Raw genomic sequence first — 22,328 nt, 5'->3', positions numbered from 1 at the left:
CAAAAGTCACGCCTTGCGCCGGGAGCGCTGTAAAATGGAAACACGCCCCCAGGGCGCCGAGGCACAACGATGACCCCGATGCTTGCTGAGTTCGAACCCGCCATGCTCGCCCTGATGATCCCCATCCTTGCGCTGATGATCCCGATCGTTGCGATCCTGGTCTCGCACCAGCAGAAGATGGCCCAGATCATTCACGGCAGCGGCGGGGGTGTGGACGCGCGAAACCAGATCGAGGCGCTGCGAGGCGAGATCGCGCAGCTCAAACAGCTGGTGCACCAGCAGGCGATCCAGATGGACAACCTGCTCAGCGCGCGTCGCAGCTCGACGAGCTCCGAAATCGGCGCCCGGATCGAGCAGTAGGGGAAAGCGCATCTGAAGAGCCGTTCCCTCAGGCCCAATGGGGCGACCTGTTGATGCAAGGAGTGCCTCTCAAGAGCCGTCTCCGGAGGCCCAACGGGCCGAAATGTTGATGCGAAGGGCATCTCAAAAGTCGTTTCCGGAGGCCCAACGGGCCGAAATGTTGATGCGAGGGGCATCTCAAAAGCCGTCTCCGGAGGCCCAACGGGCCGAAATGTTGAAGCGAAGGGCGGAGCCCTGGAACCTGGCGGCCGTTTGTGATCGAGCCCTGTAAGGGGCGACACTCCGACTTTCGAGATGCCCAAAAAGGGGCCCTCGACGATAACCGCCACGTCTTGCCCACACCTGCGTTACAATGGGTGCGTGGCCATCCTCTCAACGTCATGCTGGGGATACAACCCCGATGATCGGGGTAGCCACACAACAAGAGGTCACACGAAGGTCAGGGGTGAACGATGGAGGCCACGCAAAGCGTGGGCACCCGATGCGCTGTTATCGGCATGCCCTGACAGATTTAGTCACGAGAGAGTGTTTTCACCCATATTGATTCCTTATACTGGTTCCGATGGCAATAAACGACTTTGTGTTGAATGGCAGGTTGACGTCCTGTTCAGTGTAGACTTCTATAAGGTGCAGTGCTCCATCAACATGCCAGATGTCATTGCGTGAGGATTATGATGTTTAAAACTTGGGTTGTCGTGTATTGTTTGGTTTGGTTCGCGGCTCTAGTAATGGGATATGTTGCCTATGTACAACATGTAGTGCCGAACGCGGCATCGGGTAGGTTCTATGACGAGCGAGATCGAATAATCGCTGACTGGAATGATAGAGGTCAAGATGCGGGAGAGCCAATGGAAATTCCGGGTAGATCATTATTCGTAGAGGAAGAAACACGACGCCTTCAGGTAATAGGTGGTGTGTGGCTTGTTGCTATTGCGCTGTTGCCACCATTTGCAACTTGGTCACTTTGGTCGAGGTCTAAATCTGGGAAGACTCAGGCAGAGTGATTGGACTACCAATGCTGAGGTCTGGTCTGCCCCCCAAATCGGAAGACGCTGAAAGAGTAGTCCTCCCGTCCCTTGGGAGGAACCATGAAGAAGTCGAAATTCAGCGAGGAGCAGATCGTTCGGATCCTGCAGGAGGCCAGCTCCGGCCAGAAGTCTCAGACTCAGATCTGCAAGGACCACGGTGTCAGCGTCAACACCTTCTACATTTGGAAGCGCAAGTACGCGGGCCTTCAGACCGACGACTTAAGGCAGCTCAGAGACCTGGAGAAGGAGAACGCCCAGCTCAAGAAGCTGCTGGCAGAAAGAGACCTTGAGATCGACGCGGTGAAGGCGCTTTTCCGAAAAAACGGGCTCGCGCTCCCGAACCCGTCGCGGGAGCGAGGTTTCTGATGGAGCGGGGAGTGACGGCCCGAAGAGCCTGCCGGATCGTGGGGATATCGAGCGGGGGCCCATACAGAGAGCCGGCGCCTGACAGAAGCTCTGATCTCAGGGAAGCCCTAAGGAAGGTCTGGCGGCTAGCCACCCTTCGGGTGGGGATACCAGGGAATTGTAGTGGAGGGTGGCTCCACCATTTACTGGTGGTGCTCTTGGAGCTGGCCCATATTGGGGTGGGAACTTCCGGCCAAGGACAGGGAGGACAGGGCGGGATAGGCTTGCGGTATGCTGGATCTGGTAGCCGAGTTGAGTAACGACGATCGCCCCACCTTGAAAGGTGGAGGCACCCAGTGCTCAGAATTGGGGGTATCCCCGCTTTGGCTAGCCTCAAGGCCTAGGCGATCTGGTCTGCCCCCGGCTAGCCCCCCTTCGGGTGGGCAATCAGAGGAATTGTGAGGTTCGGGTGGCTGCCCCGATCATCGGGGCTGGAATTCGAGTTTCCCCTTGCTTCTGAGCCTGTGTCGACAGAGGAGAACGAGAAGCCAGGAGCGAGCTGGAGTAGGTTGGTGTAAGATTAATTGACGGAGATGGAGCAACCCCATTGCTTCGTTCACGAGGAGGTTCTTCTTGCAGCCGACTGGCGTCTGCAGCCACCCGAGGTCTACGATGCTGTGGAGACCCACCCGAAGGGTAGCTGGACCGACTATTGAGAGCATTGTGATGAAGCTGACGAAGTACCTTGTTGGCGGAACTGTGGCGGCTTTCGTTCTCTGGATTTGCGCTGACTTTATGGTCGGAATTGGGAACGACCAAACGTGGTTGCGCAGTTACGAACCGCTCCGTTTACCCATACTTGCTGGACTTGTCTTGGCAATAAACGCCCTAATCGTGGTTGTGTATCTGGTGGACCTGAACTCGCCAAAGTAGGTCGCTGAGTCAGCTTTCCGGTGGAGACGCATGTAGCCCTGAGTTCAACATGTGAGGCGGGCTGGCCACTGCGTGGCCTTTTCTTGTGTGAGCCCCGACTTCCGTTAGCCCACTTGCTGTGTGGCTACCCACTTTGTGGGTTGAATCCCGAAGCCTTGCGTTGAAGGTCCGAGCAGACCTACAATCCCCAAATGCAGCCAGGCAAGAGGGTGACGATCAATGCTCCAGGCCATGCCCACCAACTCACCTTTTCTTGCTTCAAGAGGCTGCCCATCCTCAACGACGATTTCCTGAGGAGCCTCTTTCTAACCCATCTCGATGAGGCCCGAACAAGGCACGACTTCGACCTGTGGGCTTACGTACTCATGCCTGAGCACGTGCATCTGCTTTTGAGGCCACGTCAGAGGGAGTACAGCATCGAGAGGATCCGCAGCGCCATCAAGGGCGGGTTCGCCAGGGAAGCCCTCGCCTGGTTGAAGGTCCATAAGCCGAAGGTCGAAGCCAAGCTGGTGCTTGAGAACGGCAAGAAACGCTATTGGCAGGATGGGAAGGGCCACGACCGCAACCTTTGGACGCCTCCCGCCATTTGGAGCAGCATCCGCTACATCCACGGCAACCCCGTGAAAAGGAAACTGGCTGAGACGCCGCTCCAATGGGAGTGGTCCTCAGCAAGGTTCTATGAGGGGTTCACTCCTGTCGCTTTCCAGGTGGACCGGTGCCCAGTCGAGCCGCCGAACTGCGAATCTGGGGTCTGGGAGCAGTATTGGGAGCCGGAATGAGGCTGGACCGGCGTACAATGGATGCGTGGCCATCCTCTCAACGTCATGCTGGGGAGACAACCCCGATGATCGGGGTAGCCACACAACAAGAGGTCACACGAAGGTCAGTGGTGATCGTTGGAGGCCACGCAAAGCGTGGGCACCCGATGGAATCGTCGCAGTGTATCGTGTCAAAGGACTGAAGGTGGCCGTGCTTGTGGTGTGGCCAGGGGACGATAGAATTGAAGACGAGTCTCGGTTGATTGCATCGAAGAGAAACATGACGACGATTGGGATAAGTGAGGTAGTCGGGAGGTGAGAAGCCCCGGCGGCCAGCCACGCTCCGGGTGGGGATGCCGGGTGATTGGAAGTAGGGGGTGCCTCCACCCTTCATGGGTGGTGTTATTGGAGTTACCTCTTGATGAGAAAGTAACATCCAACCGTGGAAATCGAGCTTGGCCAGAGGGTGGACTGGAACGAACCTGGACATGCTCACGAGCTCACCCTATCCTGCTTCAAGAGGCTTCAACTGATCCGGCATGACGAAGTCCGAAGGATCATGCTCGACGTGCTGGGTGAGGTGAGGCAGGAGTTCGACGTTCAGGTCTGGGCTTATGTGCTGATGCCCGAGCACGTGCGTCTCCTGCTAAAGCCCATTCAGGACTCCTACTCGATCGAGAGAATCCGTTCGAGCTTCAAGCAGAAGTCTGCCTTCCGGGCCCTCACCTGGCTTCGACAGCATAACCCATCCACGCTGCAAGAGCTACGAGTCGTGGAGAAAGCCAGGGTTAGGGCCCGGTTCTGGCAGGAGGGCAAGGGCTACGACCGGAATCTGTGGAGTTCGAAGGCTATCTACTCCAGCATCGCCTACATCCATGGTAACCCTGTCGCCAGAGGGCTCTGTGAGAGGCCGGACGACTGGTCTTGGTCTTCCTACCGATTCTACGAGTGCCTCCCTCCGTGACCGTTCGAGGTGGACCGGTGCCCGGTAGAGCCCATCTGAGACCGAATCGCTTGGGACATGCAGTATGATCTGGTTGTGTGCAGGTTGGGAGATGACTCCACGAGCATCCCGATTATCGGGAAGGCACCCCGTTCCAGGAGTTGAAGGTATCCCCACCCGGAGGGTGGCTTGCCGCAGACGCAAATGAAAAAGATAGGACAGCGCGCTTTGGGTGGACCATTCATGGGATGGCTCCTGCTGGCTATAGCATTGGGCACCATCGTTTTCCCGGTCTTGCTAATGTTGTACAGGGACCAAATACACGCTAGTGCAGAGAGCTATTGCAATAGACACAACGGAGATCTTTTCCTTTGGGGTCTCATGGCCTATCTGCCTATTTGGATTGTGATGGCTGCAAATACGGCCTTGTTTGCAGGATGCGTTGTTAAAAGGGTGTTGCATCGAAATCGTGTGCTGGCGGTTTCGCTTATCATTGGTTGCGCTGTTTCGATATCGCTCTGTGTAAGCGCGCATCTGATGGTGGGTGATGCCATAGTTCGCGCAAAAGTTCAAATGTTGCTCAAATAGGTCTGATTGGCTTTCGGACAAGCAGGCCGTTCATGACTGTAGATTCCCGCGTCCTGGTGACAGGTTCCCCTTAGACTTGGTCTGCCCCCATTTCTGAATACAACTTAGAAATAGTCCTCCGTTGATATTGACACGGCGGATTGCGGACGAAGGGAGGGCGTAGCCCGACCGAAGTCTGCAAGATGCGCGGCGGCCACCGCCGGAGGCAGGTAGCCAAGCGACGAATGCGGCCTTTGCTCGTTGTAGAGCTGGCGGTACACGGCTAGCTTCATTTCGGAAATCGGCCCGGCCAGGAATCGCCTCACAATCGATCATGATTTCGCCCAAGAGTGTCAGGACGCTGCCGACATGGCTATTCTGGCCAAATCGTGGTTGTTTCCGCGATCCGCTGCTGTATACTTGGTCGAGGAATTGTCTTCTCGAACGGAGTGTGGCATGCCAGTCACCGATTACTGCACCATCGACGGTGAAATCGTTTCTGAGATCAGAAACGGGACTGAGCGGGACTACGTTCCCGATCCCCTTGGCAGCACCGTGGCTTTGCTAGATGGCTCTCAAACCAAGACCGACACCTACACTTACTGGCCGTACGGAGAGATGCGGACCTCGACTGGAACGAACGCCACTCCCTTCAAGTTCGCCGGGACCTTAGGCTACTTCCGTGATTCCAGCACAAGAACCTACGTCAGAGCCAGAACTTATCAGCAGGGCTATGGCAGGTGGATGACAGTGGATACACTATGGCCTATTCAACCATCGTACGCCTACTGTCAGACTAATCCAGTAACGTGGATAGATGCACTTGGCACGCGCGCGCACAAGCCTCCGTTCGGCGGAATAGTCAGGAATGGTTCCAATCAAGATATTGTCGTGATTGGCGAACAGTTCGGCGATCCTCGGGAGCGATCCCAAGTGGTCGTGCTTCGAACAGGAGAACGCACTCCTTGCGGCTTCGACGCTGATTGGTTTAGGTTTGAAGGAAAGTGGTACCGTGTTGATCACCTGTTCCTGCCGACTCCGAGAGGCGGACGTGTTAGCCTCGGACCTGGCACGAGAATGGAGGGGGAGTTCGGTCCACTCGTCACCTCTCTAGGTGAGACCAGCAGCAAGATGAGTAGAATTATGTCCGAACAGAGCGGCTGCCGGTATGGGATTCCGCTTGGCACTCCCTGCCCAGAGGGACCATATTGGGAGGCGGTTTGCTACGAAGCCAGCATGTGGCTTTTTGGTAGGTCCAGATGGCTACCTCCCAGTGGTCCATCTCCATCTTATCGTCCGTCGCCATTGAATGGTTTCGGGGGACGAAAGGCAAACGGGGGCACGTACTATGAGTAACCAAGGCTGCTGCTATTGATGCGAGAACGCTACAAGGTATTGGAAGAGTGGAGTAACTATGAACCCCTATTCCGTCTCTAGCGCATTTGTTACGGCGCTTTCTATTGTTGGATATTTCGCGATCCTTGGCGTGATCGCTTGCCTTTATCCAACATGGGCTTGTTACCGCACTATTGCGCAACATAGTAGCTCCACAATGTCTGCATTGCGTGTTGCGACCCTTGTTATGTGTAGTAGCTTTGTAACAACGATGTCGTTGCTATTCATCATCGCGATACCGACAGTCTATATCGTTACAATAGCCGGGCGTAGCACCTACACTCCGAACTATGCTGGGGTCCTTGCGTTCGCCGTCCTTGGGCCAACGTTTTGTTGGCTCATGTGGGCTAGTTTCGGTCGCATCCCGCGTAAGTTGCTTCCTTCAGTGAACGACTTGGACGTTGACTTCGTGCGTCTCAGGAAGAAGGTTTTGCCTGGCTTTGTTGTAGTGGTTGTACTGTATGTTATGTTTGTCTTCGTAGTTAGTTCTGCTATCGAGTTCAGTTCCAAGCGCCTCTCTATGGTGGTGCCATGCCGGAGGGTCACAATAGCTTGGTCTGCTTCTCAAGCCTAAAGCACGTCAATAGTAGTTCTCTGTCAACGCGAACCATCAGGACGTCGAACTTCAGCGAGCCGTAGATCATTCGGATTCTGCAGGAGGCCGTCTTGACTGGTTCTCCGAAATTTGACCAGCCTCGAGTTTGAGTTTTCCGTCTCCAACCAAGGAGACGAAATGAGCAGAGGAAAGAGGTACACGGAGGACCAGATCATCAAGGTTCTCCAGGAGATCGAGGCGGGCGCCAGCATCGCCAGCGTGGCCCGCTCCCACGGGATCACAGAGCAGACGCTGTACCGCTGGCGGGAGCGCTACGGAGGTGGTCTGCCCCCCGAATCTGAAGACGCTGAAAGAGTAGTCCTCCCGTCCCTTGGGAAGAACCATGAAGAAGTCGAAATTCAGCGACGAGGTCTGCCCTCAGAAAAGGAGTCCGTGAAAATGGGGCTGTTCACGGACAGCCCCGGGGGTGGGAACGTACCTGGTTTAGCCTTATCAGTTGAGCCTTCCGACTTAACTGATTGATTCACGTGCTGAGGCACGCTACTTGGGACAGTCTCGTTCATCCGACAAGCAGATGGAGAGTCCCTCGACCCCTTCGTGATCATCGAAGGTTTAGGCTTGGTCCTTTCGGAATCGCCGTTGCTTTATTCGCTTGGCGTTGCTGCACAGTGTGCGCATAGCCTCAAAGGCACATCCCTCCAGCAGAATACAGGCGGGACGACCTATGTGCAAGTACCACCCAAAACAGCACTCACGATCGAGCTTTTTGGCTACCGGCGCATATCAGTCCTTGTCCTTGGAGGAGCCCCCTTTGAAGTCGGAGGGGACCTTGAACAGTTTCCGGATCCAGTATTCGCCTGCTGCCTCCAAACCCCTATTGGCGCCCTTGAGGGCGGCTGGCCACTGCGTGGCCCCTTCTTGTGTGAGCCCTAACTGCCTTTAGTCCACTTGTTGTGTGTCTACCCACTTTGTGGGTTGTGTCCCAGAGCCTTGCGTTGAACGTCTGGGCGTCAGATCGAGAAAGGTGGTTGACTTCAGGCGTCCACGCCCACCCAATGCCCGAGACGCCGTCTCCTACACATGCGAAACTCCAGTCCCAAAGTCCTCAAAATCCAGAAGTGGCAGAGGATTTGGAGGATTTGGAGGACTCCTGGCAGTCCTGCCACCAAGTACTCATCGAGCAGTAGCCTTCTCACGAGACGTCACAAGCTAAACTCTCACTGCCCAGATGGCCAGCCCAAGAGTCTCCATCATCGTTCCCAGCTACAACCACGCACGCTATATCCCCGCGTGCGTGCAAGGGGTTCTGGCGCAGACCTTTCAGGACTGGGAGCTGATCGTCGTCGACGATGGCAGCACCGATGGCAGCGTGGACCTGTGGCGATCGTTCGACGATCCGCGCATCCAGGTTCACGTGAACGAGCGCAACCTGGGCACCTATCCCACCGAGAACCGCGCGGTCGAGCTCTCGCAGGGAGACCTGATCGCCGTGCTCAACGACGACGACATCTGGGAGCCGGGCAAGCTGGAGAAACAGTTCGCGCTCCTCGACCAGCACCCGGATGTCACCTATTGTTACACGCTCGGCTGGTTCGCCGATGAGGAAGGGAACCTGGACCAGACCCAGGACCCCCACAAGGACTGGCCAACCGCGGAGCTTCAGGACGTGCTGCCGAATCTGCTGGAGGAGAACAACATCCTCGCTTCGAGCGTGATGTTTCGCCGGGAGCATGCCTACTTCGAGCCGACTCTCAAGTACTGCGGCGACTGGTACGCCCTGCTTCAAGGGGCGGCGCGAGGGCCGGTCTGCTGCGCTCCCGAACGCCTGAGCCACTGGCGTATCCACGAGGGCGCAGCGCACTTCAAGAAGCGCGGCGTCTATCTGGAGGATCTGCGCATTCGCGAGGCGATCTTCGAGCACACGGACCTGTGGCTGTCAGGCGGCAGGGATCGCGCGACGATCCAAATGCACATGGGCCGCCACGGCCTGCACCTCGCGGCGCTTTACGCACTCTTTGGTCTAAAAGCGAAAGCGGTTCGGGCCGCCTGGACGGCGGTCCGCCACGATCGCGACCGCCGGGCGGCACTTCGCCGGTTCGCGGCGTGCCTGCTGCCGCTTCCTCTGGCACGAAAGAAGCTGTGGCCGGAGTTTCCCGAGGGGCTGCCGACGGCGGAGGTGCTCGCCCAGGCGCCGGTGCGGTTCAGGGGCGACGTCACGGAGGGAGCCGCTGACAACGTCGGTCACCCCTCACCCAGTTCGCAAGCTCACTGACCTCTCCCCAGCGGGGAGAGGTGGGTCCGTGGGCACCGAATCACGATCGAGCTCAGTGTGTGGAGAAAAAGGCGAGACAGGGGCCCTGAGCGTTGACACGGGCCGCCCGAAAGCGGGTAAATTGAACTTTCGCGCAGACTGCCGGAGGTCTGGATGAGAGTTATTCAGCCAACTTCGAAGAGAATCGGCCGATTCCTCGAGGTTCCGAATCTAATTGAACTTCAACTTAACAGCTACAAGTGGTTTCTCGAAGAAGGACTGCCTGAACTCTTCACAACGTTCAGCCCAATCTGGGACTTCACACAAACCAATTATATCGAACTCGATAGCTTTTCTCTAGGGGAGCCGAAATATTCGATCAGCGAATGTCGCGACCGCGACATGACCTTCGAGGCGCCGATCAAAGCGATTGTGCGCTTTGGGGGCCGCGACAGGGAAGTGATCGAGTCCGAGGTTTACCTTGGCGATCTGCCTTTGATGACGGACCAGGGCACGTTCATCATCAATGGCCGCGAGCGCGTCATCGTTTCGCAGCTTTCCCGATCTCCGGGCCTTTATTTCGAAGAGGGCGTGGACAGCTCGATGCAGATGGTCATCAGCGCCCGCGTCATTCCGAACGAGGGCCCTTGGCTCGAGATCGATTCGGACGCGCACAACGTCGTCCGAACTCAGATCAGCCAGACCAAGAAGCTCCCGCTCACCCAGCTTATCAAGGCACTTGGCGCCTTCGAGAAAGGCCGCGTCCGCGTGGGGCTCCCCCTGCCGAACGCGATCCACCGCCGACTCGCCGAGCCTTTGGCCGATCCGGATACCGGCGAAGTGCTGCTTGACGTGGGGACTTTCCTTACCCAAGCCGTCATTGATGGCCTCCCTGAAGAACTGCGCACCGCCAAGGTGGTTTGCGACACGCCTGTGGGCTCGAACGACGACCTCGTGCTCGTATTTGGCCGAGAGGTCAAGCTCGAAAAGCCGACGGCCGCAGACATCACCGGCAAGCGTGTGCCGGCAGATTTCTCGGGCCCGGACGGCAAGCTGTTGCTCAAGCGACTTCAGCGCATCGAACCCGAAACCGCGAAGCTGATCGAGTCTTTCGAACTCGATACGATGACCGTTCTTTCGCTGCCGGACGTGGTGGAAGCCACGCTCGACCAGGACCCCACCTCCAACTGGAAGGAAGCCGTTCTTGACATCTACAAGCGGCTCCGCCCCGGTGAAGCCGCAAACGAGGAAGCTGCCCGGCAGCTCATCTACGGCCTCTTCTTCGATGTCAAGCGCTACGACCTGGGCAAGGTCGGCCGGCGGTTCCTCAATAACCGGCTCGGCGTGGACATCCCGCTCGACCGTCGCTGCCTGACCTCCGAAGACCTCTGCGGAATCCTTCTCAAGATGGAAACGTACGTCAAGCGCGAGGCAGAAAGGGACGACATCGACGACCTGAAGAACAAGCGCGTGCGCTCCATCGGAGAGCTGCTGCAGAGCCAGCTTCGCCTTGGGTTCGTGCGCATGGAAAAGGTCGCCCGAGAGCGTATGACCTCGACCGACCAGGAGAACCTCCTTCCCGGAATCATCCTTTCGGTCAAGCCGGTCAGCGCCGCCATCAAGAGCTTCTTCAGCAGCAACCAGCTCAGCACGTTCATGGACCAGACGAACCCGCTCAGCGAGCTGACGAACAAGCGTCGTTTGTCCTCGCTCGGACCGGGTGGTCTCCAGCGAACCAGCGCCAAGCTGGAAGTTCGCGACGTCCACCGTTCGCACTACGGTCGCATCTGCCCGATTGAAACGCCAGAAGGACCGAACATCGGCCTGATCTCGCAGCTTACGGCGCATGCCCGCGTCGATGAGTTCGGGTTCATCATGACCCCCTACCGCCGCGTGGTGAAGGGCGTCGTAACCGAGGAGATCGTGTACCTGACGGCTCAGGAAGACGAGGGCATGCTGATCGCCCCGGCAGACACCCGCACGGACGAGAACAAGAAGATCCTGGCAACAACGCTTCAGGTTCGATGCGCCGGCGCGGAGTATTCGGGCGCCAGCTACCCGATCGTTCCTCTGGAGCGAGTCGGCTTGATGGACGTATCTCCGGTGCAGATCGTCTCAGTGGCGACGGCGCTCATCCCGTTCCTTGAGAACGACGACGCGAACCGTGCTCTGATGGGCGCGAACATGCAGCGTCAGGCGGTCCCCTGTCTTCGAGCCGAGCGGCCCTATGTCTGCACGGGCTATGAGCGCACGGCGGCCGTGGACTCGGGCGCAGCGGTTGTGGCGCACCAGTCGGGAATCGTCGAGATGGTGACCGCGCTCGAGATCAGGATTCGCCGGGTGACCGGAGAACTGGACAAGTATCCGCTGATCCACATGCTCCAGTCGAACAAGTCGACCTGCTTTACGCAGCGTCCCGTTGTGGAGCTTGGCCAGCACGTGCTCGCCGGCGACCCGCTTGCGGACGGTCCTTGCACGGACCAATCCGAGCTTGCGCTTGGAAAGAACGTGCTCGTTGCCTTCGTGCCGTGGGGCGGCTACAACTATGAAGACGCGATCATCATCAGCGAGAGGCTGGTGAAGGACGACGTGTTCACCTCGATCCACATCGAGCGCCACGAGACTGAGGCGGTCGACACCAAGCTTGGACCGGAAGAAATCACCCGCGACATCCCGAACGTCGGCGAAGAGGCCCTGAAGGACCTCGACGAGAACGGCATCGTGCGCGTCGGCGCGGAGGTTCGGCCGGAGGACATCCTGGTCGGAAAGGTCGCGCCCAAGGGCCAGGTCGAGATGACCGCCGAAGAGCGGCTGATCATCGCGATCTTCGGCAAAAAGGCCGAAGAGACCCGCGACGTATCGCTCAGGCTGCCGCACGGTGAAAAGGGAACGGTTGTGGACGTAAAGGTCTTCAGCCGCTACAAGTACCAGTGCAACGGATGTGGCCACGTTTACAAGGAATCCAAAAAGCGCGATCGGCTTTTCTGCGATCGCTGCGATGAGTCTCTGAACCAGCTTCCCGGCGACGAGCTGCCGGCCGGCACGAACATGACCGTCCAGGTCTACATCGCCCAGAAGCGCAAGCTGATGGTCGGCGACAAGATGGCGGGACGCCACGGCAACAAGGGCGTCATCTCGCGGGTGGTGCCGGAAGAGGATATGCCGTTCCTGATGGACGGCTCGCCGGTGGACATCATCTTGAACCCGCTCGGCGTTCCGAGCCGAATGAACATCGGCCAGATTCTGGAGACGCACCTCGGCTATGTCGGCAAGCTGCTCGGCCTGCGCTATCGCTGCCCGGCGTTCGAGGGCGCTTCGGAGCAGGAAGTTCTCGTCGAGATGGATCGCCTGGCGCAGACGATGCGCCATGAAGTGCTGGCCAACTACGTGAATCGCGAACTGAGGCTCGGCGTACAGTTCCAGAAGGACGACGCCATCGACACGATGTTCGAGCGGATTCAGGCTCAGCTCCACACGCTTGACGAAGAAGGCTTGGAGCGCGTCTCGCGCATCCTGTCCGGTCCTGCGGTCAAGAGCGTCGAAGAACTGCTTGCCGTGGACCCCGAGGAGTTCGTCTCCGAGGATGCCGAGTTCATCGGCGAGGAAGGTGAAGAGGCCCCCGCGCCCAAGGCTCCGGGCAAGCCGCACAAGGCGGGCAAGGAAGTGTATGCCACGATCCGCGACAGGATCGAGCACAACGCGTTCCGGCGCGCCGGCATCGACCCCGCCTCCTGTAAGTCGCTGCTTCGCGACGGAATGACGGGAGACGTGATGCCGAACCCGATTACGGTGGGCATCATCTATATGCTCAAGCTGGAGCACCTTGCGGAAGAGAAGATCCACGCCAGGAGCATCGGCCCATACTCGCTCGTCACCCAGCAGCCGCTCGGTGGAAAGGCGCAGTTCGGCGGCCAGCGCTTCGGAGAAATGGAGGTGTGGGCGCTGGAGGCTTATGGCGCTGCGTACACGCTCCAGGAGCTTCTGACCATCAAGTCGGACGACGTGATGGGCCGCGTGAAGGCTTACGAGAGCATCGTCAAGGGCGAAAGCATCCAGGAGCCCGGCATTCCGGAGTCCTTCAAGATTCTGGTGAACGAGCTTCGGTCGTTGTGCCTCAAGGTCACGGTCGAGGACAAGGCGAACAAGGAGCTACCGCTCAAGGATCTGGATGAGCTGGGCAGCGGGGAAGACGTCCGCCTCGCCCGCAGTGTCGGGTTCTTCAACTGAGTTTGACTCCGGCACAGGGCTGTGCCGGAGATTCCGAGTCAACTGTTTCGCGAAGGTTTAGGAGAAAGTAAGCGCGCATGGCAGACGTTAGCCAATTTGACAAAATCCGCATCGGTATGGCCTCGCCCGTGGACATCCGCGGCTGGTCGCTCCGCAACGGCGTCCACCACGAGGTCAAGAAGCCGGAGACCATCAACTACCGGACCTTCAAGCCCGAGCGCGACGGCCTTTTTTGCGAGCGCATCTTCGGGCCCGTCAAGGACTACGAGTGCTCCTGCGGCCGGTACAAGAAGGTCAAATACGCCGGCATCATCTGCGAGCGCTGCGGCGTCGAGGTCACCAAGAGCCGCGTCCGCCGCGAGCGCATGGGCATCATCGAGCTCGCCGCGCCGGTCTGCCACATCTGGTACCTGAAGGGCGTGCCCTCGCCCCTCGCGCTGATCCTGGACATCTCGCCCAGGCTGCTCGAAAAGGTCATCTACTTTGCCAGCTTCATCATCATTGACATCGAAGCCGACAAGATCGCCGAGCTTCTGCCCAGCATCCGCGAGTGCGTCGAGCACGAGAAGGCCAACATCATGGGCCAGATGCGCGAGCTGGAAGAGGAGAGCTTCGACCGCTTCTCCGATGAGCTCGACGGCAACCAGGACGAATACGACGACCAGTCGGTCCGCGAACGCTCCAAGGCCATCAACGACCGCATCCGCGCCGAATACCGCGACGCCGACGACCGGCTGAAGGACCTTGATCTGGCCGTGGACATCCTCGGCAAGCTCGAACAGAACCAGCTCATCGACGAGGACAAGTATCGCGCCGTCAGCAAGATGCTGGACGCGGTGGGTCACCGGCTAAACGTGGACCTTCGTTCGATGCTTCGCGCCAACATCGGCGCCGAAGCCGTGAAGGAGCTTCTCGGCCGAGTGGACCTCGACACGATGGCCCGCAGCTTGCGCCAGGAAATCATCGTCACCACCAGCCAGCGCCGCGCCCGCGCGATCAAGCGCTTGGAAGTGGTCGAGGCGCTCATCAACTCCAAGAGCCGCCCCGAGTGGATGATCCTGGACGTTGTCCCGGTCATCAGCCCCGAGCTGCGGCCCATGGTGCAGCTCGACGGCGGCCGCTTTGCGACCTCCGACCTGAACGATCTCTACCGCCGCATCATCAACCGCAACAACCGGCTGAAGAAGATCATGGAGATCCACGCGCCGGAATCCATCATCAACCACGAAAAGCGCCTCCTGCAGGAAGCCGTGGACGCCCTGGTGGACAACGGACGCCGAGCTCGCCCGGTGGTGGGTTCGAATTCTCGCCCACTCAAGTCGCTCAGCGACATGCTGAAGGGTAAGGAGGGCCGTTTCCGAAAGAACCTGCTCGGAAAGCGCGTGGACTACTCCGGCCGTTCGGTCATCGTGGTCGGCCCGCACCTCAAGCTGCACCAGTGCGGCCTGCCCAAGGAGATGGCGCTCGAGCTGTTCAAGCCGTTCGTGATGAAGACGCTGGTCGAAAAGAAGATCACGCAGAACATCAAGACGGCCAAGCGCATGATCGACCGCATGCACCCGGCGGTTTGGGACGGCCTGGAAGAGGTCATCAAGGAGCATCCGGTTCTTCTGAACCGCGCGCCCACGCTGCACCGGTTGGGTATCCAGGCGTTCGAGCCGATCCTCGTGGACGGCAAAGCGATCCAGATTCACCCGCTGGTCTGCCACGCGTACAACGCGGACTTCGATGGCGACCAGATGGCCGTTCACGTGCCGTTGTCGCTTCAAGCGCAGTCGGAGGCCCGCGTGCTGATGCTCAGTACGCAGAACCTCTTCTCGCCGGCAGACGGCCGCCCGATCCTCTCGCCGATTCAGGACATCGTGCTCGGCGCGTTTGCGCTCACGTACCTCAACACCGAGTCGATGGAGAAGTTCATGGCTCGCGAAGAGGCGCACGCGAAGGACCCGGAGAACAACCCCGGCAACCGCGCCTATCGCGACCCGATCGAAGTGGCGTTCCACATCGAAACGCCGAACGTCGAGGAGCGCATCGGCCTCAACGATCCGGTCAAGGTTCGCATCCGGCGGCCCGTCTTCTCGCCCGACGGCGAGGTGGACTATCGCGACCCGGTTACGGGCGTCGAGTATCGCTACGCGACGATCGAGGACGAAGAGGGCGAGGAGCGAAAAGAGCTTCAGCCGCTGCCTCAAGAATTTGAGGACATTATCGCGGTCACCACACCGGGACGGCTCTACTTCAACGACGTGCTGCCGTACCCGCTCAAGCACTCCGACGCGATGCTTGACTATTCCCTAAACAAGAAGAACATCTCCGAGTGCATCGTGCTCTGCCACAAGCGGTGCGGGCTCGGCGGGACGATCAAGCTGCTGGACGACATGAAGGACCTCGGCTTCCGCTGGGCCACCAAATATGGCCTTTCGATCGCGGTCACCGACATGGACCCTCCCAAGCGCCGCGAAGAGATCCTGAACGAAGCGGACGACAAGTCGCAGACCATCCTTACCCAGTACCGACGGGGCATGCTCGCGTTCAACGAAATGCAGCAGAGCCTCATCAAGCTGTGGGCGGACACCTACGACGAGATCGGTAAGGAGATTGTCGCCGGTATGCGGCAGACGAACCCCCTGTCGATCATCACGGTGTCCGGCGCTCGCGGCTCGGTCAAGCAGCTTTCGCAGCTTGCCGGTATGCGCGGCCTGATGTTCAACCAGTTCAACGAAGTTATCTATGAGCTGCCCGTCCGGAACTCGTTCCAGAAGGGCCTGAACATGCTCGAGTACTTCGTGACCACGCACGGCGCCCGAAAGGGTCTTGCCGACACCGCTCTTCGAACGGCAGACGCGGGCTATCTCACCCGTCGATTGGTCGACGTCTCACAAGACGTGATCATCAAGGCCCTGGATTGCGGTACAGGTGAAGGAATCCTCGTTCATCGCATCCTCGATGAAGGCGAAGTGATCGAGCATGTCGGCGAGCGCTGCCACGGCCGCGTCGCGCTTTGCACGCTCACCGACCCGGACACGGGCGAAGTCTTCGTGCAGTTCGATTCGATCATCACAAAGGACCAAGCTAAGCACATCACCGCCATCGAGAACAAGTTCGTGAGCGCGAGCGATGCTTGCGAGACCGATGAAGAGCGCGATGCCGTCGCCAAGCAGTACATCGGTTGCGGGTTCGACGTGAACGAGCACGGCCAGCTCTGCGTGCAGCTTCGCAGTCCGCTAACCTGCGAGCTGGATCAGGGTATCTGCTCCAAGTGCTACGGCGTGGACCTCTCGACAGGCAAACCGGTCGAGGTGGGCGTGGCCGTCGGAATCATTGCCGCGCAGTCCATCGGTGAGCCTGGAACGCAGCTCACGATGCGTACCTTCCATACGGGAGGCGTCGCGGGTTCGGCAACCATCGCTCGAACCAGCCAGTACAAGACGGGTAAGTTCATCCGCCAGTTCATGGCCGACCTTGAAGCAGCCACGGACACCGAAGCCAAGAACCTCGACCCAACGAAGCTGCTCGAATCGCAGGAAGCCGTCGTCAAGGGCCTGTTCCAAAAGGACATGCTGACGATCAACGAAGAAGATCCCAAGGCCAAGAAGAAGACTGAGCGCCAAACCAAGGCGGCCCAGAAGCTCTTGGACAAGATGGACACCGAATCCCGCAAGATGTGGGAGCGGTCGAGGAAGATCTTCTTCTACGCCTGGACGGGTGAATCCAGCGGTATCGTCCGCGTCGAAGAAATCTTCGAAGCGCGGCGCCAGCCTCGTGGAAAGGCGATCATCTGCCCCGTGACCGGTACTGTTCGAACGATCAAGGAAACGCAGTTCGGACGCTGGGTCATCGTGGACTCAGTCGTCTCCACTGCGAGCCCAATGAAGGACGCTTATGTGAGCGACGTTCAGGCCTGGCAGAAGAGCGGCGACTACGATACCGCGCTCGACCGCCTGACAGGGCAGAAGATGACGGCGGCGACTTTGACAGCTCTGCGAAAGCATGGCGTCGAAGAGGTTGCGGTTTACTACCCGATCCTGGTCCCGCCTCTCGGCAACCTGCCGGTCAAGGTCGGCTCCAAGGTCATCAAGGGCGACCCGCTGACCGAGGGCCCGCGCGATCCGCACGAGATTCTGGAGCTTGCCGGCTCGGCCGCGGTCTACGACTACTTCGTCGAGAACCTGCAGTCGGTCTATAAGGCCCAGGGCGTCGACATCAACACCAAGCACGTCGAGGTCATCATCCGACAGATGCTGCGCAAACGCCGCATCAAAGAACCGGGCGATGCGCCGTTCCTGCCTGGCCAGATCGTGGACCGCTTCACCTTCAGCCGTGAAAACGCCAAGGTTCGCAAGGCAATCCAGGAAGGCAAGAAGGTCAAGTACATCGACCCGATCAGCAGCGAAAGCGTGGAGCGCGATCCGAAGGAAGCGACCGCCGAGTGGATCCTGCTTGGCATCACCGAGGCTTCGTTGGCCACCGAGTCGTTCCTCAGCGCGGCCTCGTTCCAGAAGACGACCCGCGTTCTGACGGAAGCCGCGGTGCGCGGAAAGAAGGACCATCTGATCGGCCTCAAAGAGAACGTCATCATCGGACGGCTCATCCCGGCCGGTACAGGCGTGCCGCAATACCGCTCGGTGGCGATCGACATCGAGCGCGGGCCGGCATGGGCTCAGCAGTCGCTGACGGCTCTTGTTGAGGCTGAAGACGGCGAACTGGGCCTCGGCGACGAGGCGTTGGGCTTCCCGACCCTGGCTGAGATGGCCATGGAGGACCTCGACGACCTGGATGATCTGGGCGAGACCGGGATCGTGGTCGAGGCCGAAGAAGAAGGAGAAGGCGCCGAGAAGGAGTAGTCCTCTTTGGAGCTCGGAAGGCGGCGCCGGCAACAGCCGGCGCCGCCTTCCTTTATGTTTGTTGGCGTTTGCCCCCGTTTGCCGTTTCCGTTCCGACCTTTGTCCAGATTCCACACCAACCCCAGGGCTCTCTGATTCGTCTGAACTCTCGAATCAGGAGGGAAACACCATGCTTTCCGTGCTTGCGGCGCTTGCCGTCGCCCCCATCTTTGTCCAGGACCAGCCGAAGAACGGCCTCGCCTTCAGTACCGAGCTCAAGACCCTTGTGGTTTTCAAGGAGGGTTTCGGGTTCTACGTCCGTGAGGGGAAGGCCCAACTAGAAGACGGCTGGGCTACCACCAACCTTGTCCCTCGTGCCATCCGAGGCACGCTGTGGATGTATCCGACGGCCAAAGACGACCGAGTCGACACGGTCGTGATGACCAACGACAACCAACTCGAATTCAAGGACAAGGCCGAGATCAGCGCCCTCCTAAAGGACAAGGTCGGTTTGCCGCTCTCCATTGCAACGGAAGGGCGGACCGTGCAGGGAGAGCTTTCCAGCCTCCTTCCCACCATGATGCTGCTCAAGGACGCCCAGAAGAACTACATTGCGCTGGAATACGCCAAGGTGGAGACGATTACTTTGGTGGGTTACCCGGTGCGGGTCAAGCTGACGACCGCCAAGCCAAACGGGGTCGCGGGCATCGGGATGGCCTACATCCAAGAGGGCATCCGGTGGGAGCCGAGCTACCTGCTGGAGCTGCAGCCCGGCAAGCAGGGGCGCCTGACTCTGCGCGGAACGCTCTTGAACCTCGATGAGGACCTGAAAAACACCGACGTCGTCTTTGTGGTCGGGGCGCCGCTGATAGCCAACCGTGGCCAGCTTGACAGCTTCCTTATCGGAATGATGCCGGGACTCGCCTCTGGCGGACTGGGAGGCCCTGGAGGGGGTCTCGGCCAAGGGCGTGATTCCCAATCCAACCGGCCCGCGCCCGCCGGAAGGGGCGGAGGAGGCTTTGGCGGGAATGCCGGCGAGGACTTCGAGGCGGGCGGCGCGTTGCCCGCGGCGGAATCCGGAGAACTCCACTATTACACTAAGCCCAAACTGAGGCTCAGGCCTGGCGATCGAGCGATGGCTTCGATCTTCGAGGTCACCGTGCCGGTGACCTCCTCGTTCGAATGGAACGCCGACACCGACGAGCTTTACTATCTGCTCAACATCAAAAACACCTCCAAACAACCCCTAACGACGGGGCCGGTGTTTGTGGTCGAGGATCAGCGCCCGGTCGGCCAGCAGCAGATAAAGTACACGCCTGCGGGTGGTTCGGGGGAACTGCGGCTCGCGGCGGGAATCGGGCTACGGGTCAAGAAGCAGGAAGTCGAGGTGAGGCGGGGCGAAGTGGTGAAGATCGGGGAGACGCAGTTCCTTCCGATCACGCTCAAGGGCACGCTCACGCTGGAGAACTTCCGTGCCGAGGCGGCAGACGTGAAGGTTCGGCGCCAAGTGAACGGCAAGGTGCTGGAGGTGAAGAACGGCGGCGCGATCGAATACACATCGGTGAACCCAGGTGATCCCAATGCCTCGAATGTAGTGGAGTGGAAGATCAGCGTGCCTTCCGGCGGAAAGCTGGACTTGGAATACAGCTATGAGGTGTTTTCGGTGATTAGGAAGTAGAGGGCTTAGGGAGCTATCCCTGGCTCCCCGGAGTCTCCCTCCCCATCCCCTCCCTCATCCCGATCATCGGGACAAGGGAGGGGCTACGCGCCCTCCTCGTCTTGGGGCGATGGTAGAGTGAGGGGTCGTTTTCTCTGCCTCTCGGACCCTTGCTTTCCCAGGGGCCAGGCGAGGATGCCTGCGCTCCGTCCCGCCTACAGCTCGATGGTCTTGCGCTTGTAGGTGTCCTCGGCCTTGATGACCTTTTCCTTCTTGACGGGCTCTTTCATGAAGAGCATCACGACTCCGATGATCGCGGCGATGGCCACGCCGGGGCCCATCAGGAGCCAATCGCCCGAGGTGAAGGCAAAGATCGCCAGGATGGCGGCCAGCGCGAGAAAGACGTAAGCTCGAATCTTGGTCATGGCGTGTTCTCTTATACTAGGATGACGCCTCAGGAGGGGCCTCCGGCTTCATGGTGGGGAAGAGAATGATCTCTCGGAGGTTTTCCGCGCCGGTTAAGATCATCGCCAGCCGGTCGATGCCGATGCCGCAGCCGCCCGCCGGAGGCATGCCGCACTCGAGAGCGTAAAGGAATTCTTCATCCATCGGGTGGGTCTCGTCGGCGCCCTTCGCGGCCGCCTTGACCTGCTCTTCAAAGCGCTCGCGCTGATCGATGGGGTCGTTGATCTCGGAGAAGGCGTTGCAGACCTCACGGCCCCGAATATAGCCCTCGAAGCGGCGGGTGAGGCGCGGGTTGCCGGGCACCTTCTTGGCGAGCGGGGAAGTCTCGATCGGGTAGTTGATGATGAAGGTCGGCTGGATGAGGTTCGGCTCGACGAAGTGTTCGAGGAGTTTCTCGATAATGCCGCCGAGGGAGTCCTCTTTGGCGGTGGGCAGGCCGACCCGCGCCATGGCAGCCTTGGCCGACTCAAACTCAGCAAGCTCGCCGGGCTCGATGCCGGAGTACTGCTGGATGCCGGAAAGAAGGTCGAGGCGAGCCCAGGGCTGAGAGAAGTTGATTTGGGTCTTGGGCTCGTCTGACCGGTCGGACTGGTCTGACGCGTCCGACCTGTCGGACTTGAGAGAGACAGAAGTGCTCCCAAACACCTCCTCCGCCACGCTTCTGAACAGCCCCTCCACCATCGCCATCATGTCTTCCAGGTTGGCGTAGGCCTCGTACCATTCCAGCAGCGTGAACTCAGGGTTGTGGCGGTTGCTGACGCCCTCATTCCGGAACACGCGCCCGATCTCATAGACCTTCGGCAGGTCGCCGCAGATCAGCCGCTTCAGATAAAGCTCCAGGCTGATGCGGAGCTTGACGTCCACGTCGTAGGCGTTGTAGTGGGTCAGAAACGGCCGTGCCGCCGCGCCGCCCGCGACGAACTGGAGCATCGGGGTTTCGACCTCGATGTAGCCCCAGTTTTCAAAGAAACGCCGGGTCGCAGCGACGATCTTGCTTCGCTGCACCAGCTTCTCGCGTTCCTCGGGTCGGGCGATGAGGTCCAGATGGCGATGGCGATAGCGGATTTCGACGTCTTCGAGCTCATACCAGGTCTTGCGGGAGGTCACGTTGCCGGCGTCGTCCTTCTCCTCCAGAACCTTGCCAAGAGGGAGCGTGTGGAGGCACTTCGAAAGCGGCGTGATGTGCCTGACGTGGATGCTCTTTTCACCGGTCTTGGTGATGAAGAGTTCCCCGGAGACGCCGACGTGGTCGCCGATGTCGAGCAGGTTAAAGAGCTCCCAACCCTGCGCGATCTCACCGCTCATCTGGAGGTCGTCCCGTCGAAAGTAGGCTTGGATCTTGCCGTCTCCGTCAGAAAGATGGGCAAATCCGGCCTTGCCCATGAGGCGGTAGCTGGTGACGCGGCCGGCGAAAGAGACGCGGGTAGGGAGTTTGGGGTCTGGGGTCTGGCTTTCGGCGCGTTCGGCGGGGGTGGGGCCGAAATCGTAGTTTGCCAGAAGGTCCGAGGCGCTTGCGGTGGTCTCGAATCGCTCGACCGCATAGGGGTCGTGCCCCAACTCGCGCATCTTGGCGAGCTTGGCAAGTCGAATATCGCGAATGGACTCTTCGGACATGGGAAGGGTGATTGTACTTGGAGATGCGATCTGCGATGGGCGACGGGCGATCGAGGAGTGTCAGCCCTGTCGCGGCGATCCTATCGAAGCCTGCTCCCATCAACCCGGTCGACCTGAAGCGACTCATCGCGCATCGCTCATCGCCCTTCGCGTCTTCAGCCCCTTGACAAGCTTCGTGCCACCTGTCCATAATCCACCTTGGTCTTTGAGGCTGTTGCCTTTTGGGCCAATATCCCTTGTGTGGAGGCTCCCGAGCGCCGAGACGGATTCTGAAGCGAGCGACAAGCAGACGAAGAACCAGAAGGCACGGGCCCCTGTCGAGAGATCGAAGGGGCTTTTTTGATGGGGAGCCAGAGTCGGACAGGTCAGACGAGTCAGACATGTCGGACACAAACAATGGAGAATT

At 59.4% G+C, this 22,328-nt stretch carries 13 protein-coding genes; 10 read left to right on the top strand and 3 right to left on the bottom strand.

The annotated features are described in order from the left end of the window. Positions 1–69 precede the first annotated feature (69 nt). The 4 genes from HZC36_12265 (at position 70) to HZC36_12250 (ending at position 4,388) form a co-directional block, all read left to right on the top strand. Positions 70–360: a hypothetical protein gene (locus HZC36_12265; protein ID MBI5707749.1), complete on the top strand. Its 291-nt coding sequence runs from the start codon at positions 70–72 to the stop codon at positions 358–360. Positions 361–1,448: 1,088 nt separating this feature from the next. Further along, the gene (locus tag HZC36_12260; GenBank protein MBI5707748.1) at positions 1,449–1,754 is read left to right on the top strand and encodes a transposase; all 306 of its coding nucleotides are present in this window, start codon (positions 1,449–1,451) and stop codon (positions 1,752–1,754) included. Positions 1,755–2,857: 1,103 nt separating this feature from the next. After that, positions 2,858–3,445: a transposase gene (locus HZC36_12255; GenBank protein MBI5707747.1), complete on the top strand. Its 588-nt coding sequence runs from the start codon at positions 2,858–2,860 to the stop codon at positions 3,443–3,445. 421 nt (positions 3,446–3,866) lie between these two features. Next, positions 3,867–4,388: a transposase gene (locus tag HZC36_12250; protein MBI5707746.1), complete on the top strand. Its 522-nt coding sequence runs from the start codon at positions 3,867–3,869 to the stop codon at positions 4,386–4,388. 671 nt (positions 4,389–5,059) lie between these two features. Here the strand turns inward: HZC36_12250 and HZC36_12245 are convergent. Next, positions 5,060–5,260 carry a transposase gene (locus HZC36_12245; GenBank protein ID MBI5707745.1) on the bottom strand — a complete coding sequence of 67 codons (201 nt, stop codon included), beginning with the start codon at positions 5,258–5,260 and terminating at the stop codon, positions 5,060–5,062. Between the two features lie 130 nt (positions 5,261–5,390). Here HZC36_12245 and HZC36_12240 point away from each other — a divergent pair, with 130 nt between their 5' ends. The 6 genes from HZC36_12240 to HZC36_12215 all read left to right on the top strand — a co-directional run bounded on the left by HZC36_12240 (position 5,391) and on the right by HZC36_12215 (position 19,864). After that, positions 5,391–6,290 (top strand): hypothetical protein, encoded by a 900-nt coding sequence (locus HZC36_12240; GenBank protein MBI5707744.1) that lies wholly within the window; start codon positions 5,391–5,393, stop codon positions 6,288–6,290. Positions 6,291–7,062: 772 nt separating this feature from the next. Further along, positions 7,063–7,407 carry a transposase gene (locus HZC36_12235; GenBank protein MBI5707743.1) on the top strand — a complete coding sequence of 115 codons (345 nt, stop codon included), beginning with the start codon at positions 7,063–7,065 and terminating at the stop codon, positions 7,405–7,407. 706 nt (positions 7,408–8,113) lie between these two features. Continuing rightward, positions 8,114–9,157 (top strand): glycosyltransferase family 2 protein, encoded by a 1,044-nt coding sequence (locus HZC36_12230; GenBank protein MBI5707742.1) that lies wholly within the window; start codon positions 8,114–8,116, stop codon positions 9,155–9,157. 153 nt (positions 9,158–9,310) lie between these two features. Further along, positions 9,311–13,363, top strand: a complete 4,053-nt coding sequence (gene rpoB / locus HZC36_12225; GenBank protein ID MBI5707741.1) for a DNA-directed RNA polymerase subunit beta — start codon at positions 9,311–9,313, stop codon at positions 13,361–13,363. Between the two features lie 77 nt (positions 13,364–13,440). After that, positions 13,441–18,207, top strand: a complete 4,767-nt coding sequence (rpoC, locus tag HZC36_12220) for a DNA-directed RNA polymerase subunit beta' (protein ID MBI5707740.1) — start codon at positions 13,441–13,443, stop codon at positions 18,205–18,207. 169 nt (positions 18,208–18,376) lie between these two features. Beyond that, the gene (locus tag HZC36_12215; GenBank protein MBI5707739.1) at positions 18,377–19,864 is read left to right on the top strand and encodes a hypothetical protein; all 1,488 of its coding nucleotides are present in this window, start codon (positions 18,377–18,379) and stop codon (positions 19,862–19,864) included. 194 nt (positions 19,865–20,058) lie between these two features. Here HZC36_12215 and HZC36_12210 read toward each other — a convergent pair whose 3' ends face one another. Both HZC36_12210 and lysS read right to left on the bottom strand, forming a co-directional pair. Then, on the bottom strand, positions 20,059–20,268 hold the full coding sequence (locus tag HZC36_12210; protein ID MBI5707738.1) for a hypothetical protein: 210 nt from the start codon (positions 20,266–20,268) through the stop codon (positions 20,059–20,061). A 16-nt stretch (positions 20,269–20,284) separates the two neighbouring features. Next, positions 20,285–21,922 carry a lysine--tRNA ligase gene (lysS, locus tag HZC36_12205; protein ID MBI5707737.1) on the bottom strand — a complete coding sequence of 546 codons (1,638 nt, stop codon included), beginning with the start codon at positions 21,920–21,922 and terminating at the stop codon, positions 20,285–20,287. Between the last annotated feature and the right edge of the window lie 406 nt (positions 21,923–22,328).

Source organism: Armatimonadota bacterium, assembly GCA_016223145.1.
In the GTDB taxonomy this organism is placed as follows: Bacteria; Armatimonadota; Fimbriimonadia; order Fimbriimonadales; family Fimbriimonadaceae; genus Nitrosymbiomonas.
Note: the sequence above shows the minus strand (reverse complement) of the source record. Positions and strands in the feature narration are given on the sequence as shown.